The organism is Burkholderia sp. Bp9004 (assembly GCF_003858025.1).
Taxonomy (GTDB): domain Bacteria; phylum Pseudomonadota; class Gammaproteobacteria; order Burkholderiales; family Burkholderiaceae; genus Burkholderia; species Burkholderia diffusa.
Window position 1 is genome coordinate 134,178 of sequence record NZ_QTQD01000007.1, and the last position, 26,878, is coordinate 161,055.

The window sequence follows — 26,878 nt, forward strand, 5'->3', positions numbered from 1 at the left end:
GCGGACGAAACGCGCGCTTCTATCCGCTTTCTTCGGCCGGTATCCGCGAATTCCGGAAACCTGCGGATCGGGCCGCCGCGCCGGGGCCGGAACGCGGCGCACTGCGGGTATGTGCGGATGCGGAAGGTCCGCACAGTTTTCTACGATGCGCGAACGGTCCACTTCTTGCGTGATGTGCGCAGGGCTTGCGTAGTGTAACGAGGCGGACTGTCCGGATACTCCGGACGCTATCCGGATCGTGCGACGGGGTTCCCCGGAATCGGGAACGCGTGCACGGCGCAGGTGCAATCGAGCACGACGGGAGAATTTCGATGGGGCAATTTTGCGGAGCGGGCTGGCTGGGTGACGCTGCCTGTTTCAACCACGACACGCTGCTGCTGCAGTCAGATGACGTCGACGAGGTGCGCGCGCGGGTTGCGGACGTGTTCAAACCGCATCGGCTTACGCTGACCGGCGATTCGCGCGCGCTGCACGGCCGCATGCATCATGCGCGCTGGGGCAATCTGTCGCTGAATCTGCTCGACTACGGCGGCGAAGTGTCGATCGAACCGGGGCCGCTCGAGCACTTCTATCTGTTGCAGATTCCGCTGCGCGGCGACGCCGAGATCGAGTGCGGCGCGACGCGCTTCGTGTCGTCGCCCGACACCGCGTCGCTGCTGTCGCCGACGCTGCCGCTCCGGATGCGGTGGGGCGAGGCGTGTCCGCAAGTGATCCTGCGCATCGAGCGCGAGGTGATGGAGCGGCATGCGCAGCGGCATGTCGGCGATGACCGGCGCGTGCCGGTGGAGTTCGAGCCGGAATTCAGCCTGTCGTCGCAGCAGGGCGCGTGTCTCGCGCAAATGCTGCCGATGCTGGCCGACGCGATCGCGACGGACGGGCATCCGCTGCGCCATCCGCTCGCATTCGAGCAACTCGAATCGACGCTGCTCAACCTGTTGCTGTACGGCCACCCGAACAGCGCACGCAACGGCACACGCCCCGCGCCGGCGCCGCTCGCGCCGTTCTATGTGCGGCGCGTCGAGGAATACGTCCGTGCGCATCTCGACGAGCCGTTGACGATCGAACGGCTGGCCGAACTCGCGGGCGTCAGCCCGAGCACGCTGTTCGCCGGATTCCGCAATCGCCACGGCATCACGCCGATGGGATTCGTGCGCCAGTTGCGGCTGCAACATGTGCGCGACGAACTGCTCGACGACGCGACACCGGGGCTCGCATCGGTGACGGACGTCGCGCTGAAATGGGGCTTCGCGCACCTCGGGCGGTTCGCGATCGACTACAAGCGCGCGTTCGGGGAATCGCCGTCGGCCACGCTCCGGATGCGGCGTGCGCGGTGCTGACGGGAGGGCAGCCACAACGCAGGCTCACTTTTTGAAGTCTGGCACACGCGTGAAGCGCGCGCTTGACGCATGTCATGAACGCGGGCGATGCCACTGCGCCGCGTAGGGGCACGCTCCCGTCTCGCGCCTCACCGCGCTAGGATGAATGACGTCATCCTCGATTGCCGGAGACGCACATGAAAATCAGCGAGCCGATGCGAGCCCCGTCGGCGCCCGATACGTCACCGCTGCTGCAGCTTGGCCTGCGGCCGTTCTATCTGACCGGCGCGCTGTTCGCGAGCGTCGCCGTCGTCTTGTGGCTTGCGGCCTGGCACGGCGTGCCTGTCGCCGGGCGTGCCGGTCCGATGACCGGGCTCATGTGGCATGTGCACGAGATGATCTTCGGCTTCGTCGCCGCGATCGTCGTCGGCTTCTTGCTGACCGCCACGCGGGCCTGGACTTCGCGCGAGACGCTGCGCGGCCCGGCGCTCGCGGCGCTGTGGCTGCTTTGGCTGGCCGGACGCGTGCTCGTCTGGTCGGGGCCGCCGATGCTCGCGGCCGTCGTCGATTCGTTGTTCTTGCCGGTGACGGCCATCGTGTTGTTGCGCGTGCTCATTTCGGCGAAGAACCGTCACAACGTGTTCCTGCCGGTCGCGCTGCTGCTGTTCGGCGCGCTGAATGCGCTGTTCCATGTATCGGTGACGACGGGTCGGGCCGATCTCGCGTTGCGTGCGGCCTACGCGGCGACGGGGCTGGTCGTGTTCTTCGTCGCGGTGATCACCGGACGCATCGTGCCGATGTTCACGATGAATGCGATACCCGGCTTCAAGATTCACCGCTTCAGGATCGTGGACGCGCTCGCGGCCCCCGCGGTCGCGCTGACGTTGTTCGCGGACGCGCTCGGCGCACCCGATACGCTGTTGGTCGTCGCTGCGCTCGCGACCGCCGTGCTGCACGCGTGGCGCCTTGCCGGATGGCATTCATGGCGCGTCGGCAAGCGGCCTATCGTGTGGATCCTGCACGTGTCCTGTCTGTGGATTCCGGTCGGCTTCGTGCTGCTCGCGCTGTCGTTCGCTGGCGCGGTCGCGCACTCGCTCGCCGTGCATGCGTTGACCGTCGGCGCGATCGGCGGCGCGATCATCGCGATGATCACGCGCACGGCGCTCGGCCACACGGGACGCATGCTCGTCGCGGGCCCGTGGGAGCAGCTGTGTTACTGGCTGGTGATCGGTGCGGCAGTCATTCGCGTGTTTGGTCCGCTCTTGCCGGGTGTGCCGTACACGGTCTGGCTCGATGCGTCGGGCGCGTGCTGGATCGTCGCATTCGCGGCGTACGCGATTCACTACGCGCCGTTCCTGATGTCGCCGCGTGCGGACGGTCGCCAGGATTGACGCTCGCGCGTCGTCGGATCGCTGCAGGAAGCGTCGGGCGCAACATCACAGCCGCCTTGCGCGCCCGGCACGGCGTCATGAGACGTCGACCGTTGCCGGTCTGATAAGCGATGGTTCGGAGAATGCGTCGCGCCGGCAAGCATCGCGGCTTGCCGGCGGTATCGCGCAACGAGACCGGTTACTGCAGCCGATCTCGTTGCGCGTATTTCAGAAATGCACGACGGTCCGGATGGACTCGCCGTTGTGCATCAAGTCGAATGCCTCGTTGATGCCGGTGAGCGGCTTCGTGTGCGTGACGAACGGTGCCAACTGAATCGTGCCGGCCATCGCTTCCTCGACCATGCCCGGCAGTTCGGAGCGGCCCTTCACGCCGCCGAATGCCGTACCCAGCCAGCGGCGACCGGTGACGAGCTGGAACGGGCGCGTGGAGATTTCCTGGCCGGCGCCCGCGACGCCGATGATGACGGACTGACCCCAGCCGCGGTGCGCGCATTCAAGCGCGGCGCGCATCACGTTGACGTTGCCGATGCACTCGAAGCTGTGGTCGACGCCCCAGCCGGTCATTTCGACGATAACTTGCTGGATGGGCTTTTCGTGATCCTTCGGATTGACGCAGTCGGTTGCGCCGAACACGCGCGCAAGGTCGAACTTGCCGGGGTTGGTGTCGATCGCGATGATGCGGCCGGCCTTCGCGAGCTTGGCGCCCTGAATCACCGCGAGGCCGATGCCGCCGAGACCGAATACGGCCACCGTATCGCCTTCCTGCACCTTCGCGGTGTTCTTGACCGCGCCGAGGCCGGTCGTGACACCGCAGCCCAGCAGGCAGACCTGCTCGGGGTTCGCGTCCGGGTTGATCTTCGCGAGGGAGACTTCGGCGACGACCGTGTATTCGCTGAACGTCGAGCAGCCCATGTAGTGATAGATCGGCTGGCCGTTGTAGCTGAAACGCGTGGTGCCGTCGGGCATCACGCCCTTGCCCTGGGTGGCGCGCACCGACACGCACAGATTGGTCTTGCCGCTCTTGCAGAACAGGCACTCGCCGCATTCGGCGGTGTACAGCGGAATGACGTGGTCGCCGGGTTTCACGCTCGTCACGCCTTCGCCGACTTCCACAACGATGCCGGCGCCTTCATGGCCCAGCACGGCCGGAAAGATGCCTTCCGGATCGTCGCCCGACAACGTGAAGGCATCGGTGTGACAGACTCCGGTATGGGTGATCTTGATGAGCACTTCGCCCTTGCGGGGCGGTTCGACGTCGATTTCGACGATCTGGAGCGGCTTACCCGCCTCGAACGCAACTGCAGCACGTGATTTCATGGCAATCCTTTAAAAAATCATCGAATGGATCGAAAGGTCGACGATTCCGCACCGGTCAGCGCAAGTAGGACCGAACGAGGGTCACGATATCGTCGATCGACCCGGAAGCGGGGCGCGATGCGTCCGCGAGCTGGGTGAATTCCTCGCGCAAATGGCTTTCGAGCACGCCGGCCATCACGCCATTGATCGCGCCGCGAATGGCAGCCAGTTGCTGAAGTATCGGGCCACAGTCCGCGCCCTCCTCAAGCGCTTGCTCGAGCGCATTCAGTTGCCCGCGAACACGGCGCACGCGGGTCAGGACGCGTTTCTTTTCTTCGGGGGAATGCGGCATGGGATCTGTGGGTTTCCGGATACTGGGGGGCAGTATAGAACAATGTGGCGCGGAGGTATACGGAATCGCTGCCGGGCACACCGTCAGATCAGCAGCGTGAGCGGGCGGGACAGCGCAAGATCCTCGTTGCGCGCCGACCGCGCATGCCGGCGGATCATCGGCAGCAGGCGGTCGATGAAGCAGCGCGCGGCGCCGCTCAGCGTGCTGCCGCGGCGCGTGACGATACCGAGTTCGCTCGGCTCGTCGCTCGACCGGGGATATGTCACGGGGGCAGCTGATCTGTCGTCGACGTCGAAGCAACTGATGGTGCATGCGGGGATTCGGCACGAGTTCTGACCGGATCGGAATCGAAGACGGGACGGGCTGCCCGCTTGACATCACCCGCTCGCACAATCGGCGGATCCCGGCAACGTCAGCGACCATGCGCCGTACGGCAACCTGTCGTGGAAGTTCTGAGCGGGGAGGGGCGGCCATTTACGACGACACGTGAATGCGTGAACGGCCGGCCGGAGCGCGACGTCGACGCAGCGCGCTCCGTGCGTCAATCCCGCGCCACCCCCGTCGATTCCCGCACCACGAGCTCCGGCGCCCCGATCGTATGCACGGCGGCAGCCGGCTCGACGCCGTCGATCATGTCGAGCGTCAGCGCGATCGCCCGCGCGGCGATCTGCGACGTCGGAAACCGCACCGTCGTCAGCGCGGGGCGGAACTGGTGGGCGAGCTGGATATCGGTCATGCCGACCACCGACAGATCGGCAGGCACGCGCAGCCCAAGATCGGCGGCTGCCTGCATCGCGCCGATCGCCATCAGGTCATTGGTGGCGAACAGCGCGGTGAGGCCCGGCTTCGCCCGCAGCAGCGCGGCGGCCGCTTCGTAGCCACCTTCGATCGAATCGTGAACCGACACCGTCGTCAGCGCCTCCGCCGGATGGCCGCATGCCGCGAGTTCGTCGGCGAACCCGCGCAAGCGCACCGACTGCGGACCGCCCGAGCCCTTGCCGACGAGCGCGCCGAACGCGCGATGCCGCAACCCGGACAGATGCGCGGCTGCCAGCGCGCCCGCCGCCGCGAAATCGACGGTGACGCACGGCAGCGTGCGTGACGCATGCACGTGCTCCCACATGCACAGCACGATTGACGCGCCGTGGCGTGCGATGTCGGCGAGTTCGGCTTCCGCGAGGTCGGTGTTCATCACGATTGCGCCGGCGGCAAGCGTGCCGGCGATCCGCTCGAGGTAGTTGCGCGTGATCGCCGGATCGTCGTCGGTATTCGACACCAGCAGGTAATGGCCGCGCTTGCGCGCCTCGCGCTCGGCGGCCAGCACGAATTCCGGATAGAACGGGTTCGTGATGTTCGACAGCATCAACGCAAGCGTGGACGTGCGGCCCTCGGCCAGTGCCCGCGCGGTCAGGTTAGGCCGATAGCCGAGCTCGCGGATCGCCGCCATTACGCGCTCGACGGTCGCCGGCTTCACCTTCTGCGGATTGCGCAGCACGTTCGAGACGGTCGCCGCGGTGACGTTCGCGCGCCGCGCGACTTGCGCGAGTGTCACCATGCACGGCCTCGGGCCGGGCGGGCAACGCTGCACGAGGGAAGGGAAGCGAGGGAGTGTCTGCTCATATTCTGGGAGTGCGTCCCACAAGTTGCACAAGGACAAGCGATACGCTAATTTCTCGACACATCAGATCAAGGAGACGACATGGTACGGCGAACAGGGCGAATTGCACCACCGGAATTTAAGCGGTTAAATTTCTCGTCCCGAAGCGCCTGACCAGGAAAGGAGAGCGCGATGACCGCCATTTCATTGAAGGACGTCTCGAAGCGCTACGGCGACCATGCGCCGGTGCTGCGCGACGTGAACCTCGAGATCGCATCGCACGAGTTCTGCGTGTTTCTCGGTCCGTCGGGTTGTGGCAAGTCCACGCTGTTGCGGATGATCGCCGGGCTCGAGGACGTGACCGAAGGCGAGTTGCGGATCGGCGGCGCGCGCATGAACGACACGCCGCCCGCCGAGCGCGGTGTCGCGATGGTGTTCCAGAGCTATGCGCTGTTTCCGCACATGACCGTGTTCGACAACATCGGTTTCGGCCTGCGCATCGCCGGCACGCCGAACGACGAGATCCGGCGCCGCGTGACCGAGGCCGCGCGTGTCCTGCAACTCGATGCGCTGCTCGATCGCAAGCCGAAGGCGTTGTCCGGCGGCCAGCGGCAGCGCGTCGCGATCGGCCGCGCGATCGTGCGCGAGCCGCGCGTGTTCCTGTTCGACGAGCCGCTGTCGAATCTCGACGCGACGCTGCGCGGCCAGACGCGCGTCGAAATCGCCCGCCTGCATGCACGCTTCACGCAATCGAGTTCCGTCTACGTGACGCATGACCAGATCGAGGCGATGACGCTTGCCGACCGGATCGTGCTGCTGCACGCGGGCGACGACGTCGCACGCTTCGGCAGCATCGCGCAGGCCGGCGCGCCGCTCGAGCTGTATCACCGGCCGGCCAACCGTTTCGTCGCGGGCTTTATCGGCTCGCCGCGGATGAACTTCCTGCCGGCGGTCGTCGAGGCGGCCGATGCGCATGGCTGCCGGCTGCGGCTCGAGGGCACCGGCGAAACACTGACGCTGCGCGATCGCCCGCTGCCGCGCCACATCGGCAGCGGCGCGCGCGTGACGCTCGGGATTCGTCCCGAGCATCTGACGGTCGCCGCGTCGGACGATGCCGACCCGCCCACGATCGTCCGCGACATCGCGCTCGTCGAGCAACTCGGCGAAGCCGCCTACGTGCATCTCGACCAGCCCGGCGGCATGCCACTGCTCGCGAAACTGCCCGGCCAGGCCGCGTTGCGGCGTGGCGAGCGGCATGCGTTCCACGTGCCATCGTCGCGCTGTCACCTGTTCGACGAGGCCGGCATCGCGTTGCCGGCCATCCACGCCGAAGCGGCGTTCGCATAGCGGCGCAATGCCGACCCGCCGCGCGCGACGCGGCACCTATCACACCAATACCAGGAGACAACGATGAAACTTCGTGCGAGCCGACTGCTGCTTGCCCTGACGACTGCCGCCGCGCTCGCGGCGGGGACGGCCGACGCGGGCACGCTCAAGGTGAACGTCGCCGCGCGCGGCAACCAGCGCGCGACGTGGCAAGCCGTGTTCGACCAGTTCCACAAGGCGAATCCGGACGTCGACCTGAAGGTCAGCTACGTCGGCGAGGAGGCGTACAAGGTGCAGATGTCCGGCTGGCTCGCGACCGATCCGCCCGACGTGCTGAGCTGGAACAACGGCGAGCGGCTCGCGTATTTCGCGAAGCGCGGGCTGATCGAGGACCTGAGCGCGGACTGGCAGAAGAACGGCTGGAACGACACGTATGCGGCCGTCAAGCAGTCGTCGACCTACGGCGGCAAGCTTTACAGTTTGCCGCTCGGCTATGACGCGTATGGCCTCTTCTACCGCAAGGACCTGTTCGAAAAGGCCGGCATTCACGGTGAGCCGGCCGATTGGGCTCAGTTTCTGGATGCGTGCCGCAAGCTGAAGGCGGCCGGTATCGCGCCGATCGCGGTGGCCGCGCGCGATGCGTGGACGCTGGCCGCGTGGTTCGACTACCTCGACTTGCGGATCAACGGCTACGCATTCCACCAGAAGCTGATGGCCGGCGACGTCGCCTATACCGATCCGCGCGTGCGGGCCGTGTACGCGGCATGGAAGAAGCTGATCGACGACAAGTATTTCATCGACAACGCCCTGTCCTACGACGTCGATTCGCTGAGCCCGCTGATCGTCAACGGCCAGGCCGCGATGACGCTGATGGGCACCTGGTATTCGGCGGGTCTCTTGAGCGCGACGCGCAACCCGATCAGTTTCTTCCGCTTCCCGGTGATCGACGCGTCGGTGCCGCTTGCCGAGGACGGCCCGGTCAACGTGATGATCGTGCCGGCGAAGGCGCGCAACAAGGCGGATGCGCGTCGCCTGCTCGCGTTCATGGGGCAACCGGCGGTCAACGGTGAGTTCGCGAAGGGGATGGGGCAACTGCCGTCGAACAACAAGGCGCCCGAGCCGCAGGACCCGATCTCGAAGATCGGCTTCCGCACGCTCGCGACCACGCCGGGCGGCATCGCGCAGTTCTACGACCGCGACATGACGAAGGAAATGGCGGACGAGGGGATGAAGGCGATGCAGCAGTTCCTGTCCGACCCGACGCAGCTCGATGCGATCCTGCAGCGCCTCGAGCAGACCCGCAAGCGCATCTACCGCAAGTAACGCGCCGCGCGGCCGGGCCGGCCACGCCGGCCCGGTGCGTCGTTGCCGCCGTCGCGTCCGTTTCGTCAGTTACGTCCGTCTCGTCGAAGGTAATCTCATGTCAACCAGCCTGTCCGAAAGCACCGCACGCCGCGCAGCCGGCCCGCGGCGGCATGCGCGTGCGTCGCTGGCGCGCCGCCGCAACCGCGCGGCCCTGCTGTTCGTGCTGCCGGGTTTCGCGCTCTTCACCGTGTTCGTGCTGTATCCGATCGTCAGCAGCATCTGGCTGAGCTTCCATCACTGGGACGGGATGACGCCGATGACGTACGCGGGGCTCGACAACTACCGCGAGCTGCTGCAGTCCGACACGTTCTACGTCGCGCTGAAGAACAACGTGCTGTGGCTCGTGCTGTTCCTCGCCGCACCGCCGCTCGGCCTTGCGCTCGCGCTGTACCTGAACCAGAACGTGTTCGGGATCCGGCTCGTGAAGTCGCTGTTCTTCGCGCCGTTCGTGTTGCCGGGCGTCGTCGTCGGCCTGGTGTTCTCGTGGTTCTACGACCCGACGTTCGGGCTGCTGAAGCTGATCGTCGGGCACGGGATCCCGGTGCTCGGCGATCCGCGTTATGCGACCTTCGGCGTGATTGCCGCCGCGCTGTGGCCGCAGATTCCGTTCTGCATGATCCTCTATCTGACCGGGCTCACGGGCATCAACGGCGAGATCGTCGAGGCGGCGCGAATGGAGGGCGCGCGCGGCTTCACGCTGCTGTGGCACGTGATCCTGCCGCAGTTGCGGCCCGCGACCTTCATGGCGGTGGTGCTGACCGTGATCGGCGCGCTGCGCAGCTTCGACCTGATCTCCGTGATGACGGGCGGCGGCCCGTTCGACAGTTCCACCGTGCTCGCGTACTTCATGGTCGACCAGGCGATCAAGTACTACCGCGAAGGCTATTCGGCCGCGATCGCGGTCGTGCTGTTCGCGATCATGCTCGTCTATATCGTGTGGCAGCTACGCAAGCTGGTGCGCGTCGAATCATAAGGATCACGAAAATGTATCCGATGCCCGTGTCCCGCTGGGGACGTCCCGCCCGCTGGCTGTACCGGCTGTCGCTGCCGTGCGCGCTCGCGCTGTGGCTCGTGCCGCTGCTCGCGGTGCTCGTCACGTCGGTCCGCTCGACCGACGAGATCATGGCCGGTCATTACTGGGACTGGCCGAAGCAGTTCGCGCTGCTCGACAACTACGGCACCGCGCTCACGCAGACGCCGATGCTGCATTACTTCTCGAACAGCATCCTGATCACGGTGCCGTCCGTCGCCGCATCGATCCTGCTCGCGTCGCTCGCGGGGCACGCGCTCGCGAACTACCGGTTCCGCGGCAATCTCGTGCTGCTCGGGCTGTTCGTCGCCGGCAACTTCGTGCCGATCCAGATCCTGATGATCCCGGTGCGACAGATCATGCTCGGCGTCGGCCTCTACAACACCGTGTGGGCGCTCGTGCTGTTTCATACGGCGTTCCAGACCGGCTTCTGCACGCTGTTCCTGCGCAACTTCATCCGCGAGCTGCCGTTCGAGCTGATCGAGGCCGCGCGCGTCGAAGGCGCTTCCGAATGGGCGATCTACTGGCGCGTCGTGCTGCCGCTCGTGCGGCCTGCGCTCGCCGCACTCGCGATCCTCGTGTTCACGTTCGTGTGGAACGACTACTTCTGGGCGCTGTGCCTCACGCAAGGCGACGACGCCGCGCCGATCACGGTCGGCGTCGCCGCGCTCAAGGGGCAGTGGACGACCGCCTGGAACATCGTGTCGGCCGGCTCGGTGCTCGCCGCGCTGCCGTCGGTGCTGATGTTCTTCGCGATGCAGAAGCACTTCGTCGCGGGGCTCACGTTCGGCGCGACGAAAGGCTGATCCGTCACATCCATTTTCTTCTGCAAGGAACCCACGATGCACCTCGGCGTTTGCTACTACCCCGAACACTGGCCGCGCGAACAATGGGCCCGCGATGCGCGGCGGATGGCCGAACTGGGCCTGACCCGCGTGCGGATCGCCGAATTCGCGTGGAGCCGGATGGAGCCGGAGCCGGGCCGCTACGACTGGGCGTGGCTCGACGAAGCGATCGACACGCTCGCCAGCCAGCAGCTGAAGATCGTGCTCGGCACGCCGACCGCCGCGCCGCCGAAGTGGCTCGTCGATCGCCATCCGGAGATCCTGCCCGTCGGCGCGGACGGCGCGGTGTGGCAGTTCGGTTCGCGCCGCCATTACGACATCGCGAGCCCCGTGTATCGCGAGCACTGCGTGCGCATCGCGGACGCGATGGCACGACGCTACGGTGCGCATCCGGCGGTCATCGCATGGCAGACCGACAACGAGCTCGGCTGTCACAACACGCTGCCGAGCTATACGCGCGCGGCGCTCGAAGGCTTTCGCGCGTGGCTCGCGGTGCGCTACGGCGACATCGGCGCGCTGAACCGCGCGTGGGGCAACGTATTCTGGAGCATGGAGTATCGCGGTTTCGACGAGATCGAACTGCCGCGCCATACGCCGACCGATGCGAATCCCGCGCATCTGCTCGACTTCCGCCGCTATCAGTCGGACGAGGTCGCGCGGTTCCACGCCGTGCAGGTCGATGCGATCCGTCCGCACGCGCCAGGCCGCGACGTGCTGCACAACTTCATGGGCTTTTTTACCGAGTTCGATCACTATGCGTTCGCGCGTGGTGGCCTCGACGTCGCCGCGTGGGACAGCTACCCGGTGCCGCGTACCGAAGTGCTGCCGCTCGACGAAGCGGACAAGCGACGCTGGGCACGTACTGGGCACCCGGACGTGTCGGCGTTCTCGCATGACCTGTATCGCGGCGTCGGCAACGGGCGGATGTGGGTGTTGGAGCAACAGGCGGGGCCCGTGAACTGGGGGCCGTACAACCCGGTGCCGCATGCCGGCGCGGTGCGGCTGTGGACGTGGGAAGCGTTCGCGCATGGCGCGGAACTCGTGTCGTATTTCCGCTGGCGACAGTATCCGCATGCACAGGAGCAACTGCACTCGGGGCTGAATGCGCCGGACGACCAGTTGTCGCCCGGCGGCCGCGAAGTGGCGCGCGTCGCACGCGAACTGGCCGCGCTGGATATCGGGCTCGTCACCGGCACGCACGAGCCCGCACGCGTCGCGCTGCTGTTCGATTACGCGGCCGACTGGATGATCCGGATCCAGCCGCACGGCGCCGACTTCGACTACCAGCAGCACGCGTTCGACTGGTATCGCGCGTTGCGCGAACTGGGGCTCGACGTCGACATCGTCGCGGCCGACGCCGACGTGTCGCGTTATGCACTCGTCGTCGCGCCGACGCTGCCGGTTGTGCCGGATCGTGTCGTCGAGCAGGCGGCGTGCGGAGACGCGCACTGGCTGTTCGGGCCGCGCACGGGCTCGCGCACGGCGGAATTCGCAATCGCGCCGGGCCTCGCACCTGGCAAGCTGCGCAACGTGCTGCCGGTGCGAATCGGCCAGGTCGAGTCGCTGCGGCCGTCGCTCACACCGCGCGTCGCGTTCGACGGCGTCGATGGCCATGCGCTGAAATGGCGCGATCACGTCGATATGGAATCGGCGACCGGCATCGACGTGCTTGCTGCCTGCGACGACGGCGTGCCCGCGCTCGTGCGGCGCGACCGCGTGACGATGGCGACCGCCTGCTTCGACCACGCGCTGTTGCGTGCGATCGTCGCCCGCTGCGCGCGCGACGCCGGACTGCCGGTCCGCGCGTTGCCGGATGGCGTGCGCTTGCGCCGGCGCGGGCGTCTCGTGTTCGCGCTCAACTATGGCGACGCGCCATGCACGCTGCCGGCGCCGGACCGTGCGCGCTTCGTGCTCGGCGGCCCCGAACTCGGCGCGGTCGACGTCGCCGCGTGGGTCGAGCCGGACTGACGCGATGCAGTCGCCGCGGTCGCTACGGTCGCATTTCGCGCGCCTCGCCGGGATCGCGCATTTCTTGCCGCTGTCCGCCGCCGCGCTGATGCTCGGCGTCGCGATGTCCTTTACGGCGCCGTACCTGTCGCTGTTCGGCGTGGAGGCGGCGGGGATGTCGCCGTTTCTCGCGGGCATCTTCATGACGCTGATCGCGGCGAGCGGTGTCGTCGCGAGCACGTGGGCCGGGCGCTGGTCGGATCGCCGCGACCGGCACAGGCCGTTGCTCGTGGTGTCGCTCGCGGCGGCCGCGCTCGGTTTCGCGCTGCTGTGCGTGCTGCGCGCGCACGGGCCGGTGATCGCGGCCGGCACGATCCTGCTCGGTGTGGGGGCGGTGTCGCTGTCGCAGATCTTCGCGTTCGCACGCGCGGTGCTCCCGGTCGACGACGATGCGCAGCGCGATCTCGCGTCGGCGGCGCTGCGCACGATGCTGTCGGTTGCATGGGTGTTCGGTCCCGCGCTCGGCGCGCTGATCCTCGCGCAGACGGGTTTTGTCGGGCTTTTTCTCGCTGCTTCAGTGGGCTTCGTCGCATGCGCGGCGATCATCGCGCGGATTCCGGAGCCCGCGCGGCGGCCGGCGGCGGGTCATGTGCGCGCAGTGGACCATGCTGCGCCGCTGTCCGCCGAGGCACCGGCGGAGATCGTCGTCGCACCGCGCGCAAGCGTGCGGCGCACCCTCGTCGCGCTCACGCTAATGGGGCTCGCGGCGAACGCGACGATGATCGTGCTGCCGCTGTACATCGTGCGCGGGCTCGGCGGATCGCCGGGCAACGTGTCTGCCGCGCTGGGTCTCGCCGCGTTGCTCGAGATCCCGATGATGCTTTGGCTCGGCATCCGGTCGACGCGGCTCGACAAGGCGCGCTGGCTGACAGCGTGTGCGGCCGTGCATGCGGCGTATTTCATCGGACTCGCGGCGGTGACGCGGGTGGACATGATCCTGCCGCTACAACTGCTGAGCGCTTGCGTGGTCGCGATTACGTCGTGCCTCGGCATGACGCGCGTGTGCGACCTGATGCCGACGCGTCCCGGCACCGCGACCGCGATGTTCTTCAGCACCGCGCGCGTCGGCTCGATCGCATCGGGCGTGCTGTCGGGCGCGTGCGTCGACCTGTTCGGTTATCGCGCGACGTGCGCGGGGTGCTGCGTGCTCGCGCTCGGCGCATTCGCGCTGCTCGCGCGGGACGCGCACGGCGAACGGGGCGGTGCGAGTGGCGCAGGCGGCGCGACGGCATCTGCCCGAGGCCGCTTCGATGCACCGCACTGACGCGGGATGCGTCGGTGCGGTGATGCGGTGACGACGCGAATGCGTCAGCGTTGGCGATACGCGTCGAGCGACGACAGCGCGTTGCCGTGGAAGTCGAACAACGTGTTGTTGTCCCATTGATCGCCGGCACCGAGCTTCCAGCCGACACCCGGCGTCGGGATCCATTCCGGTTCCCACCAGAACACGCCCTTGCCGCGATTGCCCGGCACGCCCTTCACGATATCGACGACCGCCGCGAGGAACTGCGCCTGGCCGGCCGGCGACGGCGGGAACGCGGTCGAGCCGGTGTTCGTCATCGCGTTCGGTTCCGAGTCGCCGTCGCTGGTGGTCCATGGATACGCGGTCTCGACGACGATCAGTTCCTTGTCGTATCGGACCGCGAGGTCATTCGCGTTGTTGCGCAGGTCGTCGAGCGAGCCTTGCCACTGCGGGTAGTACGACAGGCCGATCACGTCGAACGCGACACCGCGCTGCGTCGCGCTGTCGAACCACCAGCGGCTTTTCGCGTTGTCGCCGCCGCTGTCAATGTGCAGCATCACCTTGATGCGCGGATCGACGGCCTTCACCGCATCGCGGCCCGTCTTCAGCAGCTGCGCGAGGTTGTCCCACTGGTCGTAGCGGCCGAGCGGCCACAGCATGCCGCCCGTGATCTCGTTGCCGATCTGCACCCACTCCGGCCGCACGCCGACGCGCTGCAGTTGGCGCAGCACGTCGGTCGTATAGGCCGACAGCAACGCACACGTTTCGGCGAGATTCTTGCCGGCCCACGCATGCGGCGGGTATTGCTTGCCGGGGTCGGCCCACCAGTCGCTGTAGTGGAAATCGATCAGGATACGCATCCCGAGCGCGGCCGCGCGTTTCGCGAGTGCGACGACATGGGCCGCGTTGTTGTAGCCGGCCGCATCACTCTGGTTGGCCGGGAAGAATGCCGGATTGCCGGGATCGTTCCATACCTTGATGCGGATCGAGTCGACGCCGTGCGCGTGCAGGATCTTCAGGCAGTCGGTCGGGCGGCCGTGGTCGAAGTACCGCGCGCCGTGCGCTTCGAGCTCCGGCAGCGTCGACACGTCGGCGCCCATCGCGAACGGGATGCCACCCGCCGCGCGCGCGACGCCTTGCGCGACGGCCGGCAGCGTGCCGGCCAGGTCGACGCATGCGAGCGCCGCGGTCGAGACACTCCAGCGCAACATCGATCGTCTGTTCATCGTCATCCTCCAGTATCGGGCCCGGTCGATCGATCGCAGGATCGCGGGCTTCGTCGGTTTAAGCGCTTAAATTTCAGCCTCGATGCGAGGCCGGATCGAGCGTAGCGCAGCCGCCGACGCCGACGCAAAGAACGCGTGCGTTGCCTACTATCTGGCGACCGGCATGTCCGCTACCCGCGCACCCCGACCCGATATCGGGTCGTCTGGCGATAGGTGTTGCCCGGATGAAGGATGGTTTCGTCGCGCAGCGCATCCATGTTGACCTGGTTCGGATAGAACCCGGCTTCGACGCACAGCGCCGCATGTCGCACGCACGGCATGCCGCCGGCCACGCGCACGCCATCCAGATAATTGCCCGTATAGAGCTGCAACCCGCGCTGATCCGTCGACACGGCAAGTTCCCGACCGCTTTCCGGATCGTAGATCGACGCGACGGGCCGCACGTTGCGCTCATGGTCGCGCAGCACGTAGCAGTGGTCGAACCCGCGCCCGCGCGTGAGCTGCGCATGTGGCCAGTCGAGGCGAGCGCCGATCGGCGCGCTCTGCCGGAAATCGAACGCGCTGCCCGTCACGTCGGCGGTGCCGGTCGGGATCAGCGCATCGTCCACTTCGACGAACGCGTCGGCGTGGATCTGCAGCAGGTGGCCGCGCACGTCGCTACCCGCGCGTCCGCTCAGGTTGAAGTAGCTGTGATTCGTCAGGTTCAGCGGCGTCGGCGCGTCGGTCACACCCACGTAGTCGATCGTCAGCGTGCCGTCGTCGTCGAGCGTGTAGCGCACCTGCACGCTCACGTTGCCGGGGAAGCCCGCATCGCCTTCCGGCGAATCGAGCCGCAGCGTCAGTCCGCCGCGATCGTCGACCACGTCCCAGCGCGCGCGGTGAAAGCCGCTCGCGCCGCCGTGCAGCAGGTTGCCGTTCTCGTTGCGGTCGAGCGTGTAGTCGATGCCGTCGAGCGAGAAGCGCGCATTCGCGATCCGGTTCGCCCACCGGCCGACCGTCGCGCCGAGGTACGCACCCGATTCGACGTACTCGGCCGGCGTGTCGTGCGCCAGCACGATATCGGCGAAGCGCCCGGTGCGGTCGGGGGCGAGCCACGACACGACGGTCGCGCCGAGATCGCTGATGACGACACGCATGCCGTGCGCGTTGCGCAGCGTGTAACGCCGCACCGGATCGCCGCCGGGCAGCGCGCCCCACGGCTCGGACGGAATGCGGCCGACATCGGCTGACGGGCGGGAAGAGTCGGTATCGATATGCATGAGTGGGTTCGCTCGTGGGCGGTGAATTCAGTGAGCGGCCGCCGCGCGTTCCTGGTATTCGCGCGGGGTGCAGCCGAGTTCGCGGCGGAACACCGCGTACATGTATTGCAACGACGTGAAGCCGCAACGGATCGCGACTTCCGCGCTCGACGCATTGCGGCCCGCGAGCAGCGCCTGCGCCGCCTCGAGCTTGTGACGCAGGATTTCCTGGTGCACGGTGCGCTGCAGTTCGCGCCGGAAGTGCTCTTCGAGCAGCGAGCGCGACACGCCGACATAGTCGGCGACCTGTTCGGTCTTGATCCCCTGGCACGCGTACTGCCGGATGAAGTGCCGCGCGCGCATCACGTGCGGGCTTGCGAGCGGCTGGTGGCGCGTCGATTCGAGCACGTTGATGCCGACCGGCGGCACGAGGATGCGCTGCCCGGGAAACCTGGCGCCGCGCAGCATCCGGTGCAGCAGGTGCGCGGCGGTGCGGCCCATTTCCTCGGTGCCCTGGATCACCGACGACAACGGAATGCGCGTCAGCGTGCGCGTGAGCGGATCGTTGTCGATGCCGATGATCGCGACCTGTTCCGGCACCGCGATGCCGGCGAGCAGGCACGCCTGCAGCAGATGCCGCGCGCGCGCATCCGTGACAGCGATCACGCCGACGGGCTTCGGCAGCGCATGCAGCCAGCCGATCAGCTCCTCGATCGCGTGATTCCAGCCCGATGCGCTCGTCGACACCCCGCGGTAGATCGGCGCGTCGAGCCCATCCGCGCGGGCGAGCCGGTCGAACGCGAGCTCACGCTGCTGCGCCCAGCGGTTCTCCTGCGCGACCGGCAGGCTGTACATCGCGAAATGCGCGAGCCCCGCGCCGATCAGGTGCGTGTAGGCGAGCGACACGAGCTTCGGGTTGTCCGTCGCAATATATGGGACACCGTCCGGGTACTGCGCCGGATCCTCGTACGACGAGCCGACCGCGACGATCGGCAGCGGCGAGCCGGCGAGCGCGTCGGCGACGGCCGGATCGTCGAAGTCCGCGATGATGCCGTCGCCGTCGAAGCGTTCGATGCCGGCGAGCCGGCAGCGAAAGTCGTCTTCGAGGAACAGGTCCCACACGACGCGCGTCGTGTGCAGGTACTGGCCGATGCCGCTGATGATCTCGCGGTCGTAGACCTTGTTCGCGTTGAACAGCAGCGCGATGCGGTGCGGTGTCTGGGCGGAAGAGGCACGGGTCATGTCGGTCTCGGGGCGGGCGCCGCTCGGGCGTCGCGCCATTGTCTCCGGGGCGCGCGGGCGGTGCCGCGCGGTTCTCTGGTGTCCGGCGATTGTAGGACGGAACGCACGCTGCGCGCAGCGGCTGGCAAGAAACGTTAAGCGTGCTGCGCAATTTCGCAATTGCCGGCCGGCAGGCGCGCGGGCACGATCCAGCCAACCGGATTCGGCCGCGTGCGTCGTCGTCGCGACGCGCGTTGCGCTGCACCAAGACCCAGCACGGAGACGCCATGTCGTATTTCGAACACATTCCCGCGATTCGCTACGAAGGTCCGCAGTCGGACAACCCGCTGGCGTACCACTATTACGACCCCGAGAAGCGCGTGCTCGGCAAGACGCTCGCCGAGCATCTGCGGATTGCCGTGTGCTACTGGCACACCTTCGTATGGCCGGGGCACGACATCTTCGGGCAGGGCGCGTTCCAGCGGCCGTGGCAGCAGCCTGGCGACGCGCTCGAACGTGCGCGAATGAAGGCCGACGCGGCATTCGAGTTCTTCACGAAGCTCGGCACGCCTTTCTATACGTTCCACGACACCGACGTCGCACCGGAGGGCGACAGCCTGCGCGAGTACGCAGCCAATTTCGCGCGGATGGTCGACTATCTCGGCGAGCGCCAGCAGGCGAGCGGCGTGCGGCTGCTGTGGGGCACGGCGAACCTGTTCTCGCACCCGCGCTTCGCGGCGGGCGCCGCGACGAATCCGAACCCCGACGTGTTCGCGTGGGCCGCGACCCAGGTGTGCCACGCGCTCGACGCGACACACCGGCTCGGCGGCGAGAACTACGTGCTGTGGGGCGGCCGCGAAGGGTACGAGACGCTGCTCAATACCGACCTGAAGCGCGAGCGCGAGCAGTTCGCGCGTTTCCTGTCGATGGTCGTCGAGCACAAGCACCGGATCGGCTTCAAGGGTGCGCTGCTGATCGAGCCGAAACCGCAGGAGCCGACCAAGCACCAGTACGACTACGACGTCGCGACCGTGCACGGATTTCTGGTGCAGTACGGACTGCAGAACGAGATTCGCGTGAACATCGAGGCGAACCATGCGACGCTCGCCGGCCATTCGTTCCACCACGAGATCGCGAACGCGTTCGCACTCGGCGTGTTCGGCAGCGTCGACGCGAACCGCGGCGATCAGCAGAACGGCTGGGACACCGACCAGTTCCCGAACAGCGTCGAGGAACTGACGCTTGCGTTCTACGAGATCCTGCGTCACGGCGGCTTCACGACCGGCGGGATGAACTTCGACGCGAAGGTGCGGCGCCAGAGCGTCGATGCGGAAGACCTGTTCTACGGCCACGTCGGCGCGATCGACGTGCTCGCGCTCGCGCTCGAACGTGCGGCCGTACTGGTCGAGAACGACCGGCTCGACGCGCTGCGCCGGCAGCGCTACGCGCAGTGGGACGACGCGTTCGGCCGCAAGATCCTGTCGGGCGGCTATACGCTGCAGTCGCTCGCGGATGACGCGCTCGCGCGCGGCGTGGACCCGCGGCATGCGAGCGGCGCGCAGGAGCGGCTGGAGAACATCGTGAACCAGGCGATCTACGGCCTGCGCTGACGCCATGTATATCGGACTCGATCTCGGTACGTCGGGCGTGAAAGCGGTGTTGCTCGACCGCGACGGCGCGGTGCGGGCGAGCGCGAGTCGCCCGCTGACGGTGAGCCGGCCGCGGCCGCGCTGGTCCGAACAGGCGCCGCGCGACTGGTGGGACGCCGCGTGCGGCGCGCTGGCCGCGCTCGTCGATGAGGCACGCGCGGGCGGCATCGATCCGCGCGCCATCGACGCGCTGGGACTGACCGGGCAGATGCACGGCGCGACGCTGCTCGATGCGCAGGGCGACGTGCTGCGTCCCGCGATCCTGTGGAACGACGGCCGCGCGGATGCGGAGTGCGCGGAACTCGAGCGGCTCGCACCCGCGCTGCGCGCGGTGACAGGCAACGTCGCGATGCCGGGCTTCACCGCGCCGAAGCTGCTGTGGGTGTGCCGCCACGAGCCCGACGTGTTCGCGCGCATCGCACACGTGCTGCTGCCGAAGGATTACCTGCGCTACCGGCTGACCGGCGCGTTCGCGACCGATCCGTCGGATGCCGCCGGTACGCTCTGGCTCGACGTCGCGAAGCGCGACTACGACGACACGCTGCTCGCCGCGTGCGGGCTGTCGCGCACGCAGATGCCGGCCGTGTTCGAGGGCAACCGCGTTACGGGCACGCTGCTGCCGGGCGTCGCGCGCGCGCTCGGGCTGCGCGAGATTCCGGTGGTGGCCGGCGGCGGCGACAACGCGGCCGGCGCGGTGGGCGTCGGGATCGTGCGGCCCGGTGACGCGTTGCTGTCGCTCGGTACGTCGGGTGTCTATTTCGCGGTGTCGGACGGGTTTCGCGCGAACCCCGAATCGGCGGTGCACGGCTTTTGCCACGCGCTGCCCGATACATGGCATCTGATGTCGGTGATGCTGAACGCGGCCGGCTGCATCGACTTCACCGCGCAACTGGCCGGTTACGACGGCGTTGCGGCGCTGCTCGCCGATGCCGAGGCGAACGCGCGCGCCAGCCGCCCGTGGTTCCTGCCTTACCTGAGCGGCGAGCGCACGCCGCACAACGACGTGAATGCGAAGGGCGTCTTCTACGGGCTCACGCCTGATACGCAGCGCGCGGATCTCGCGAACGCAACGCTCGAAGGCGTCGGCTTCGCGTTGCTCGACGGCATCGATGCGCTGCATGCGGCCGGACTGGCGCCCGACGGCATCACGGTGATCGGCGGCGGCTCGCGCAGCGCGTACTGGACGCAGATGCTCGCCGACCTGAGCGGACGCGCGCTGACGTTGCGCGCGGGCGGCGAGGTCGGCCCGGCGCTCGGTGCCGCACGGCTCGCGCATCTCGCGCTCGAACCGGATGCGTCGCTCGACGATGTGTGCCCGCAGCCGCCGATCGTCGCGGTGCGCGAGCCCGATCCCGCGCGACACGCTTGGTATCGCGATGCGCGGCGGCCGACGTTTCGCGCGCTTTACCGTGCGCTCGAACCTGTGTTTGCGACGGGCGCGTGAGCGGCGCTTCGCCGGTGCGATCCCGTGCTGTGCAGTGACTCGATGCGGGCGGCGCATTCCCGCGGCCGCCCGGTGTTCGTGAGGTTGTCCAATAACAAGGAGTGGAGACATGAAATCCGTGACGCGCCGTACCGTATTGAGTTCCCTTGCCGGCGCAGCAGCGCTGGCGCTCTTCGCGCTCGGCGCTCCGCTCGCGCATGCGAGCAAGGACAAGCCCGAGATCGGCTTCTGCATCGACGACCTGCGCGTCGAGCGCTGGTCGCGCGATCGCGATTATTTCGTCGCGGCCGCGACGAAGCTCGGCGCGAAGGTGTCGGTGCAGTCGGCCGACGCGAGCGAGGAGCGACAGATTTCCCAGATAGAGAACCTGATTTCGCGCGGCGTCGACGTGATCGTGATCGTGCCGTTCAATTCGAAGACGCTCGGCAACGTCGTCGCCGAAGCGAGGAAGGCCGGCATCAAGGTCGTGTCGTACGACCGTCTGATCCTCGATGCGGACGTCGACGCGTACATTTCATTCGACAACGAGAAGGTCGGCGAACTGCAGGCGAAGGGCGTGTTCGACGCGAAGCCGAAGGGTAACTATTTCCTGCTCGGCGGCGCGCCGACCGACAACAACGCGAAGATGCTGCGCGAGGGCCAGTTGAAGGTGCTGAAGCCGGCGATCGATCGCGGCGACATCAAGGTCGTCGGCCAGCAGTGGGTGCCCGAATGGAGCGCATCGACCGCACTGCGCATCGTCGAGGATGCGCTCACCGCGAACAACAACCGGATCGACGCGATCGTCGCGTCGAACGACGGCACCGCGGGCGGCGCGATCCAGGCGCTCGCCGCGCAGCACCTGGCCGGCAAGGTGCCGGTGTCCGGGCAGGATGCGGACCTCGCGGCGGTCAGACGCGTGATCGCCGGCACGCAGACGATGACCGTCTACAAGCCGCTGAAGCTGATCGCGAGCGAAGCCGCGAAGCTTGCGGTCGATCTCGCGAAGGGCACGAAGCCCGCGTTCAACGCGCAGTACGACAACGGGAAGAAGAAGGTCGACACGGTGCTGCTGCAGCCCACGCTGCTGACCAAGCGCAACGTCGACGTCGTCGTGAAGGACGGCTTCTATACCCAGGCCCAGCTCGCGAGCCAATAACGGCACGACGGGCAGGATGCATGTGGCCGGCCAGGTGCGGCCGGCCGCGTGCTCACTGCGAGGCAATGAACGTATGACCGAACCCTTGCTGACGATGCGTGGCATCGTCAAGGCATTCGACGGCGTGAAGGCGCTCGACGGAATCGATCTGACCGTGCGCCCCGGCGAGTGCGTCGGGCTGTGCGGCGAGAACGGCGCCGGCAAGTCGACGCTGATGAAGGTGCTGTCGGGCGTCTACCCGCACGGCACGTGGGATGGCGAGATCCGCTGGGAAGGCGCGCCGCTCGTCGCGTCGGGCGTGCGCGACACCGAACGCGCGGGCATCGTGATCATCCACCAGGAACTGATGCTGGTGCCCGAGCTGTCGGTCGCCGAGAACATTTTCCTCGGCAACGAGATCACCCTGCCCGGCGGGCGCATGCACTACGCGGAGATGGTGCGGCGTTCCGAGGCGCTGCTGCGCGAGCTGCGGATCGACGCGATCAACGTCGCGCAGCCGGTGATGAACTACGGCGGAGGCCACCAGCAGCTGATCGAGATCGCGAAGGCGCTGAACAAGCGCGCGAAGCTGCTGATCCTCGACGAGCCGTCGTCGTCGCTGAGCGCCGCCGAGACGCGCATCCTGCTCGACATCGTGCGCGACCTGAAGCGCCGCGGCGTCGCGTGCGTGTACATCTCGCACAAGCTCGACGAAGTCGACGCGGTGTGCGACACCGTGACCGTGATCCGCGACGGCCGCCACGTCGCGACCGAGCCGATGCGCGGAATGACCACCGACCGGATCATCGCGATGATGGTTGGCCGCGAGATCCGCAACCTGTATCCGCGCGAGCCGCACGAGATCGGCGACGTCGTGCTGGACGCGCGCAACGTGACCTGTCACGACGTGGCGAACCCGCGCCGCAAGCGCGTCGACGACGTGTCGTTCAGCGTGCGGCGCGGCGAGATCCTCGGCGTCGCCGGGCTTGTCGGCGCCGGCCGCACCGAGCTGATGCAGGCGATCTTCGGCGCGTATCCGGGCGCGAGCACGGCGACCGTGCGGATGAACGGCCGGCCGCTCGCGATCCGCTCGCCGGCCGATGCGATTCGCGCGGGCATCGCGATGGTGCCCGAGGACCGCAAGCGTCACGGGATCGTGCCGCAGCTTGGCGTCGGCCACAACATCACGTTGTCGGTGCTGCGCCGTTTCGCCGCCCACGGGCGGATCGACGCGGCCGCCGAACTCGACGCGATCCGCACCGAGATGCAGCGTCTGTCGGTGCGCGCCGCGCATCCGTTCCTGCCGATCGCGAGCCTGTCCGGCGGCAACCAGCAGAAGGCCGTGCTCGCCAGGATGCTGCTGGCCGATCCGCAGGTGCTGATCCTCGACGAGCCGACGCGCGGCGTCGACGTCGGCGCGAAGGCGGAAATCTACCGGCTGATCTTTGCGCTCGCGAAACGCGGCGTCGCGCTGATCGTCGTGTCGTCCGAGCTGCCGGAAGTGCTCGGGCTCGCCGATCGTGTGCTCGTGATCGGCGAAGGCGAGCTGCGCGGCGATTTCGTCAATGACGGTCTCACGCAGGAACAGATCCTCGGCGCCGCGCTGAAATCCGCGCGGCAGCCGGCCGAACCCATTGCAGCGAGTGCCCCATGAATACCGAACTGTCTTCCTCCACCGCCGTGCCGCCGGACGCCGACGCGCGTCGCACGCATGGCCATCCGCTGCGCCAGGTCTTCGTGCGCTACAAGGTGCTCGCGCTGCTGTTCGCGGTCGCGGCGATCTGGGTGTTCTTCTCGGTGCTGACCGACGGTGCGTTCGTCACGCCGCGCAACGTGTCGAACCTGCTGCGGCAGATGTCGATCACCGGGATGCTCGCGTGCGGCATGGTGTTCGTGATCATCGCGGGCGAGATCGACCTGTCGGTCGGATCGCTGCTCGGGCTGCTCGGCGGTGTCGCGGCGATCCTCGACGTCAATCGCCACTGGCCCGTGGCCGCGACGGTGCCGGCCGTGCTCGCGCTCGGCGTGCTGGTCGGATTGTTCAACGGCTGGTGGTCGACCTACCGGCGCGTGCCGTCGTTCATCGTCGGGCTGGGCGGGATGCTCGCGTTCCGCGGCATCCTGCTCGGCGTGACGGGCGGCTCGACGATCGCGCCGGTGTCCGACGGCTTCGTGTTCATCGGGCAGGGCTATCTGCCGCGCGCGGCCGGCGACGGGCTCGCGGTCCTGCTGTTCGCGCTCGTCGCGCTGCTGGTCATCCGGCAGCGCGGTACGCGGCACCGCTACCGGCTTGCGGTCGCGCCGCTGTGGCAGGACGTCGCGAAAGTCGTCGGTGCCGGGGCTGTGCTGTTCGCGTTCGTCGCGACGCTCGATCGTTACGGCGGCATCCCCGTGCCCGTGCTGCTGCTGCTCGCGCTGCTCGGCGCGTTCTCGTGGATTGCGACGCAGACCGTGTTCGGCCGGCGCATCTATGCGGTGGGTTCGAACCTGGAAGCGACGCGGTTGTCGGGCGTCGACACCGATCGTGTGAAGCTCGCGATCTTCGCGCTGATGGGGCTGATGTGCGCGTTCGCGGGCATCGTCAACACCGCGCGGCTCGCGGCCGGCTCGCCGTCGGCCGGCACGATGGGCGAGCTCGACGCGATCGCCGCGTGCTTCATCGGCGGCACGTCGATGCGCGGCGGGTCGGGCACCGTCTATGGCGCGCTGATCGGCGCGCTCGTGATGGCGAGCCTCGACAACGGGATGTCGATGCTCGACGTCGACGCGTACTGGCAGATGATCGTCAAGGGTGGGGTGTTGGTGCTGGCGGTGTGGATCGACGTGGTGTCGCGTTCGAACCGGCGGTGACGGGCGGTGCGGGTGCGATCGCCGCTTGCGCAGGCGCCGGGCGGCGGCGCACGCCGTTCTACCCGGCACCCGCCTTGACGAAATCGACGAACGCGCGCAGCGGAGCCGGTACGAAACGCCGCCCCGGGTAATACAGATACGGGCCCGAGAACGGTCGCCACCATTCGCCGAGCACAGGCTCGAGCGCGCCGCTCGCGAGGTGCGGACGAAGCCAGTCTTCGAAAAGATGCACGATGCCGAGCCCGGCGCAGGCGGCGTCCACGACGAGATCGACGGCGCCGCCGATCTGCACGACGAGCGGGCCCGACGGCTCCACGCGGACCACTTCGCCGTCGCGCTCGTACTCCCACGCCGGCATCGCGCCGCTCGCGAACCGGCCGCGCAGGCACGCGTGATCGAGCAGATCGCGTGGATGCGCCGGACGGCCACGGCGCGCGAGATAGGCGGGCGCCGCAGCGGTGGCGAAGCGTTGCGTACGCGGGCCGATGGGCACGGCGATCATGTCTTGTTCGAGGCGCTCGTCGTAACGGATGCCCGCGTCGCAGCCGGCCGCGAGGATATCGACGAAGCTTTCGTCGGCCACGACCTCGAGCCGGATCTCCGGATACGCGTCGAGAAAGCGCGGGACGATGGACGGCAGCACGAGCCGCGCCGCGCTCATCGGCACATTGAGCTTCAGCGTGCCGACCGGTCGCTCGCGGAACGTGTTCACCACGTCGAGCGCCGCCTCCACCTCGCTCAGTGCCGGCGCGAGCCGCGCGAGCAGGCGCTCCCCGGCTTCGGTCGGCGACACGCTGCGCGTCGTGCGGTGCAGCAGCCGCACGCCGAGTTGCGCCTCCAGCCGGCGCACGGCTTCGCTGAGACCGGATGCGCTCGCGCCGACCATGCGCGCACCTTCGCGAAAGCCCTTCGCCCGTGCCACCGCCACGAACGCGTTCAGATCGCCCAGATCGACTTGCATTGTTCGCCTTTTCGTACAGGTCGTGCAGATTATGACCGGTTATCGCGCAGCGCGACACGGCGTAACCTGCGGCCACGCATTCGATACAGGAGCACGATCATGTCCCCCATTGTTCAGTCCGGCACGTATTCCGTCGCGGGTCGACGCGTTCACCGCATCGGCTATGGCGCGATGCAACTGGCCGGCCCCGGCGTGTTCGGTCCGCCGAAGGACCGCGACGCGGCGCTCGCCGTCTTGCGTGAAGCCGTCGCATCGGGCGTCGACCACATCGACACGAGCGACTTTTACGGCCCGCATGTGACGAACCAGCTGATTCGCGAAGCGTTGCATCCGTATCGAGACGACCTGCTGATCGTGACCAAGGTCGGCGCGAAGCGCGGCGACGACGGTTCCTGGCTGCCGGCGTTTTCCGGCGAAGCGCTCGCCGCAGCCGTGCAAGACAACCTGCGCAACCTCGGTCTCGACGTGCTCGACGTGGTCAACCTGCGGATCATGTTCGACACGCACGGCCCGGCAGAAGGCTCGATCGAGGCGCCGCTGTCCGCACTGGCCGAACTGCAGCGGCAGGGCCTCGTGCGGCACATCGGGCTGAGCAACGTCACGGCCGCGCAGATCGCCGAAGGGCGCCGGATCTGCGACATCGTCTGCGTGCAGAACCATTACAACCTGGCGCACCGGGACGACGACGATCTCGTCGATGCGCTCGCGGGCGACGGCATCGCCTACGTCCCGTACTTTCCGCTCGGCGGCTTCAATCCGCTGCAGTCGTCCACGCTCGACGCGATCGCGGTCCGGCTCGGTGCGACGCCGATGCAGACCGCGCTCGCGTGGCTGCTGCAGCGCGCGCCGAACATCCTGCTGATTCCGGGGACGTCGTCCGTCGCGCATCTGCGCGAGAATCTCGCCGCCGGTGGGTTGGTGTTGCCGGAGGACGCCGTGCGCGAACTCGACGGTGTCGCGTCCGTTCGCGGTTGAGGCTGGCGCGTGACTCAGCGCGCCTGACCCAACTGTTCGTCGATCGTCCGGGTCAGCGGTGACTGGACATCGCCGGTGTGCTTCGTCTGCACGGGCTCGATCAGCACGATCCAGCATTCGTTGTCGGCGACGGGGTTGTGCCGTTTGCCGCGCGGTACGACATGCATCGAGCCGGCGGGCAAGTCGACGGCGCGCCCGCCTTCATACTCGATCCTGAGGTGCCCGCGCACGACGAAGAACAGCTCGTCTTCGAGCGCATGGTCGTGCCACACGAGCTGGCCACGGACCTTTGCGACTTTCACGTACTGATCGTTGACCTGCGCGACGACCTTGGGCGACCAGTATTCGGACACATCCGCGAAAGCAGCCTCGAGGTCGAACGATTCGGCAAACGGAACGGCGGGGAGGGACATCGCGTCTCCAGATGCG

Annotated in this window: 22 protein-coding genes and 1 pseudogene; 14 read left to right on the forward strand and 9 right to left on the reverse strand. The window is 67.8% G+C overall.

Annotated elements, in window-relative coordinates; all coding sequences use genetic code 11:
• Window positions 1-311: 311 nt before the first annotated feature.
• Both DIE08_RS10855 and DIE08_RS10860 read left to right on the forward strand, forming a co-directional pair.
• A complete protein-coding gene (locus DIE08_RS10855; RefSeq protein ID WP_124901881.1) occupies window positions 312-1,337 on the forward strand; it encodes an AraC family transcriptional regulator in 1,026 nt (341 codons plus the stop codon).
• A gap of 176 nt (window positions 1,338-1,513) precedes the next feature.
• A complete protein-coding gene (locus tag DIE08_RS10860; protein WP_124901882.1) occupies window positions 1,514-2,707 on the forward strand; it encodes an NnrS family protein in 1,194 nt (397 codons plus the stop codon).
• Between the two features lie 207 nt (window positions 2,708-2,914).
• On the opposite strand, the gene DIE08_RS10865 is transcribed toward DIE08_RS10860, so the two are convergent.
• The 4 genes and pseudogenes from DIE08_RS10865 to DIE08_RS10880 all read right to left on the reverse strand — a co-directional run bounded on the left by DIE08_RS10865 (window position 2,915) and on the right by DIE08_RS10880 (window position 5,910).
• Window positions 2,915-4,024, reverse strand: coding sequence for an S-(hydroxymethyl)glutathione dehydrogenase/class III alcohol dehydrogenase (locus tag DIE08_RS10865; protein ID WP_059599651.1), 1,110 nt, complete (start codon window positions 4,022-4,024; stop codon window positions 2,915-2,917).
• A gap of 55 nt (window positions 4,025-4,079) precedes the next feature.
• Entirely contained in the window at window positions 4,080-4,355 is a 276-nt protein-coding gene (gene frmR, locus DIE08_RS10870) for a formaldehyde-responsive transcriptional repressor FrmR (protein ID WP_059599650.1), read from the reverse strand.
• Between the two features lie 83 nt (window positions 4,356-4,438).
• Window positions 4,439-4,597: pseudogene (locus DIE08_RS10875) on the reverse strand (LysR family transcriptional regulator); the annotation flags it as partial.
• 299 nt (window positions 4,598-4,896) lie between these two features.
• Window positions 4,897-5,910, reverse strand: a complete 1,014-nt coding sequence (locus tag DIE08_RS10880) for a LacI family DNA-binding transcriptional regulator (protein WP_124901883.1) — start codon at window positions 5,908-5,910, stop codon at window positions 4,897-4,899.
• A gap of 234 nt (window positions 5,911-6,144) precedes the next feature.
• Between DIE08_RS10880 and DIE08_RS10885 the strand changes: the two genes are divergently transcribed.
• The 6 genes from DIE08_RS10885 to DIE08_RS10910 all read left to right on the forward strand — a co-directional run bounded on the left by DIE08_RS10885 (window position 6,145) and on the right by DIE08_RS10910 (window position 13,789).
• A complete protein-coding gene (locus tag DIE08_RS10885; protein ID WP_124901884.1) occupies window positions 6,145-7,299 on the forward strand; it encodes an ABC transporter ATP-binding protein in 1,155 nt (384 codons plus the stop codon).
• Window positions 7,300-7,362: 63 nt separating this feature from the next.
• Window positions 7,363-8,601, forward strand: coding sequence for an ABC transporter substrate-binding protein (locus DIE08_RS10890; RefSeq protein ID WP_124901885.1), 1,239 nt, complete (start codon window positions 7,363-7,365; stop codon window positions 8,599-8,601).
• Between the two features lie 97 nt (window positions 8,602-8,698).
• Window positions 8,699-9,616 (forward strand): carbohydrate ABC transporter permease, encoded by a 918-nt coding sequence (locus DIE08_RS10895; RefSeq protein WP_059679901.1) that lies wholly within the window; start codon window positions 8,699-8,701, stop codon window positions 9,614-9,616.
• Window positions 9,617-9,627: 11 nt separating this feature from the next.
• Window positions 9,628-10,479 carry a carbohydrate ABC transporter permease gene (locus DIE08_RS10900; protein ID WP_059679900.1) on the forward strand — a complete coding sequence of 284 codons (852 nt, stop codon included), beginning with the start codon at window positions 9,628-9,630 and terminating at the stop codon, window positions 10,477-10,479.
• Window positions 10,480-10,515: 36 nt separating this feature from the next.
• Complete coding sequence (locus DIE08_RS10905) at window positions 10,516-12,486, forward strand: beta-galactosidase (protein WP_124901886.1); 1,971 nt, start codon at window positions 10,516-10,518, stop codon at window positions 12,484-12,486.
• 4 nt (window positions 12,487-12,490) lie between these two features.
• Complete coding sequence (locus DIE08_RS10910; RefSeq protein WP_124901887.1) at window positions 12,491-13,789, forward strand: sugar efflux transporter; 1,299 nt, start codon at window positions 12,491-12,493, stop codon at window positions 13,787-13,789.
• Between the two features lie 44 nt (window positions 13,790-13,833).
• On the opposite strand, the gene DIE08_RS10915 is transcribed toward DIE08_RS10910, so the two are convergent.
• The 3 genes from DIE08_RS10915 to DIE08_RS10925 all read right to left on the reverse strand — a co-directional run bounded on the left by DIE08_RS10915 (window position 13,834) and on the right by DIE08_RS10925 (window position 17,474).
• Entirely contained in the window at window positions 13,834-14,994 is a 1,161-nt protein-coding gene (locus tag DIE08_RS10915) for an arabinogalactan endo-1,4-beta-galactosidase (protein WP_124901888.1), read from the reverse strand.
• A 170-nt stretch (window positions 14,995-15,164) separates the two neighbouring features.
• Complete coding sequence (locus DIE08_RS10920; RefSeq protein ID WP_124901889.1) at window positions 15,165-16,253, reverse strand: aldose epimerase family protein; 1,089 nt, start codon at window positions 16,251-16,253, stop codon at window positions 15,165-15,167.
• A gap of 27 nt (window positions 16,254-16,280) precedes the next feature.
• Window positions 16,281-17,474, reverse strand: a complete 1,194-nt coding sequence (locus DIE08_RS10925; RefSeq protein ID WP_059599641.1) for a DNA-binding transcriptional regulator — start codon at window positions 17,472-17,474, stop codon at window positions 16,281-16,283.
• A gap of 266 nt (window positions 17,475-17,740) precedes the next feature.
• Here DIE08_RS10925 and xylA point away from each other — a divergent pair, with 266 nt between their 5' ends.
• From xylA to DIE08_RS10955, 5 genes are all read left to right on the forward strand, one after another.
• Window positions 17,741-19,063, forward strand: coding sequence for a xylose isomerase (xylA, locus tag DIE08_RS10935; protein ID WP_124901890.1), 1,323 nt, complete (start codon window positions 17,741-17,743; stop codon window positions 19,061-19,063).
• 4 nt (window positions 19,064-19,067) lie between these two features.
• Window positions 19,068-20,546 carry a xylulokinase gene (xylB, locus tag DIE08_RS10940; protein ID WP_124901891.1) on the forward strand — a complete coding sequence of 493 codons (1,479 nt, stop codon included), beginning with the start codon at window positions 19,068-19,070 and terminating at the stop codon, window positions 20,544-20,546.
• Between the two features lie 109 nt (window positions 20,547-20,655).
• Window positions 20,656-21,684 (forward strand): D-xylose ABC transporter substrate-binding protein, encoded by a 1,029-nt coding sequence (gene xylF / locus DIE08_RS10945; protein WP_059599639.1) that lies wholly within the window; start codon window positions 20,656-20,658, stop codon window positions 21,682-21,684.
• Window positions 21,685-21,757: 73 nt separating this feature from the next.
• A complete protein-coding gene (gene xylG / locus DIE08_RS10950; RefSeq protein WP_059599638.1) occupies window positions 21,758-23,317 on the forward strand; it encodes a D-xylose ABC transporter ATP-binding protein in 1,560 nt (519 codons plus the stop codon).
• The gene (locus tag DIE08_RS10955; protein WP_124901892.1) at window positions 23,314-24,513 is read left to right on the forward strand and encodes a sugar ABC transporter permease; all 1,200 of its coding nucleotides are present in this window, start codon (window positions 23,314-23,316) and stop codon (window positions 24,511-24,513) included. The genes xylG and DIE08_RS10955 overlap by 4 nt, the downstream gene beginning before the upstream one ends.
• A gap of 58 nt (window positions 24,514-24,571) precedes the next feature.
• Here the strand turns inward: DIE08_RS10955 and DIE08_RS10960 are convergent, their stop codons facing one another.
• Complete coding sequence (locus DIE08_RS10960; RefSeq protein ID WP_124901893.1) at window positions 24,572-25,474, reverse strand: LysR family transcriptional regulator; 903 nt, start codon at window positions 25,472-25,474, stop codon at window positions 24,572-24,574.
• Window positions 25,475-25,573: 99 nt separating this feature from the next.
• Here DIE08_RS10960 and DIE08_RS10965 point away from each other — a divergent pair, with 99 nt between their 5' ends.
• On the forward strand, window positions 25,574-26,449 hold the full coding sequence (locus DIE08_RS10965; RefSeq protein WP_124901894.1) for an aldo/keto reductase family oxidoreductase: 876 nt from the start codon (window positions 25,574-25,576) through the stop codon (window positions 26,447-26,449).
• 14 nt (window positions 26,450-26,463) lie between these two features.
• On the opposite strand, the gene DIE08_RS10970 is transcribed toward DIE08_RS10965, so the two are convergent.
• Window positions 26,464-26,862, reverse strand: coding sequence for a cupin domain-containing protein (locus DIE08_RS10970; RefSeq protein WP_124901895.1), 399 nt, complete (start codon window positions 26,860-26,862; stop codon window positions 26,464-26,466).
• Window positions 26,863-26,878 lie beyond the last annotated feature (16 nt).

Coding starts and splice junctions, on each gene's coding strand:
- DIE08_RS10920 (WP_124901889.1), bottom strand. CDS start 16,253: ATGCATATCGATACCGACTCTTCCCGCCCGTCAGCCGATGTCGGCCGC.
- DIE08_RS10885 (WP_124901884.1), top strand. CDS start 6,145: ATGACCGCCATTTCATTGAAGGACGTCTCGAAGCGCTACGGCGACCAT.
- DIE08_RS10910 (WP_124901887.1), top strand. CDS start 12,491: ATGCAGTCGCCGCGGTCGCTACGGTCGCATTTCGCGCGCCTCGCCGGG.
- DIE08_RS10925 (WP_059599641.1), bottom strand. CDS start 17,474: ATGACCCGTGCCTCTTCCGCCCAGACACCGCACCGCATCGCGCTGCTG.
- DIE08_RS10915 (WP_124901888.1), bottom strand. CDS start 14,994: ATGAACAGACGATCGATGTTGCGCTGGAGTGTCTCGACCGCGGCGCTC.
- xylA (WP_124901890.1), top strand. CDS start 17,741: ATGTCGTATTTCGAACACATTCCCGCGATTCGCTACGAAGGTCCGCAG.
- DIE08_RS10905 (WP_124901886.1), top strand. CDS start 10,516: ATGCACCTCGGCGTTTGCTACTACCCCGAACACTGGCCGCGCGAACAA.
- DIE08_RS10890 (WP_124901885.1), top strand. CDS start 7,363: ATGAAACTTCGTGCGAGCCGACTGCTGCTTGCCCTGACGACTGCCGCC.
- DIE08_RS10900 (WP_059679900.1), top strand. CDS start 9,628: ATGTATCCGATGCCCGTGTCCCGCTGGGGACGTCCCGCCCGCTGGCTG.
- DIE08_RS10860 (WP_124901882.1), top strand. CDS start 1,514: ATGAAAATCAGCGAGCCGATGCGAGCCCCGTCGGCGCCCGATACGTCA.
- xylG (WP_059599638.1), top strand. CDS start 21,758: ATGACCGAACCCTTGCTGACGATGCGTGGCATCGTCAAGGCATTCGAC.
- DIE08_RS10895 (WP_059679901.1), top strand. CDS start 8,699: ATGTCAACCAGCCTGTCCGAAAGCACCGCACGCCGCGCAGCCGGCCCG.
- DIE08_RS10960 (WP_124901893.1), bottom strand. CDS start 25,474: ATGCAAGTCGATCTGGGCGATCTGAACGCGTTCGTGGCGGTGGCACGG.
- DIE08_RS10880 (WP_124901883.1), bottom strand. CDS start 5,910: ATGGTGACACTCGCGCAAGTCGCGCGGCGCGCGAACGTCACCGCGGCG.
- frmR (WP_059599650.1), bottom strand. CDS start 4,355: ATGCCGCATTCCCCCGAAGAAAAGAAACGCGTCCTGACCCGCGTGCGC.
- DIE08_RS10965 (WP_124901894.1), top strand. CDS start 25,574: ATGTCCCCCATTGTTCAGTCCGGCACGTATTCCGTCGCGGGTCGACGC.
- xylB (WP_124901891.1), top strand. CDS start 19,068: ATGTATATCGGACTCGATCTCGGTACGTCGGGCGTGAAAGCGGTGTTG.
- DIE08_RS10970 (WP_124901895.1), bottom strand. CDS start 26,862: ATGTCCCTCCCCGCCGTTCCGTTTGCCGAATCGTTCGACCTCGAGGCT.
- DIE08_RS10955 (WP_124901892.1), top strand. CDS start 23,314: ATGAATACCGAACTGTCTTCCTCCACCGCCGTGCCGCCGGACGCCGAC.
- DIE08_RS10855 (WP_124901881.1), top strand. CDS start 312: ATGGGGCAATTTTGCGGAGCGGGCTGGCTGGGTGACGCTGCCTGTTTC.
- DIE08_RS10865 (WP_059599651.1), bottom strand. CDS start 4,024: ATGAAATCACGTGCTGCAGTTGCGTTCGAGGCGGGTAAGCCGCTCCAG.
- xylF (WP_059599639.1), top strand. CDS start 20,656: ATGAAATCCGTGACGCGCCGTACCGTATTGAGTTCCCTTGCCGGCGCA.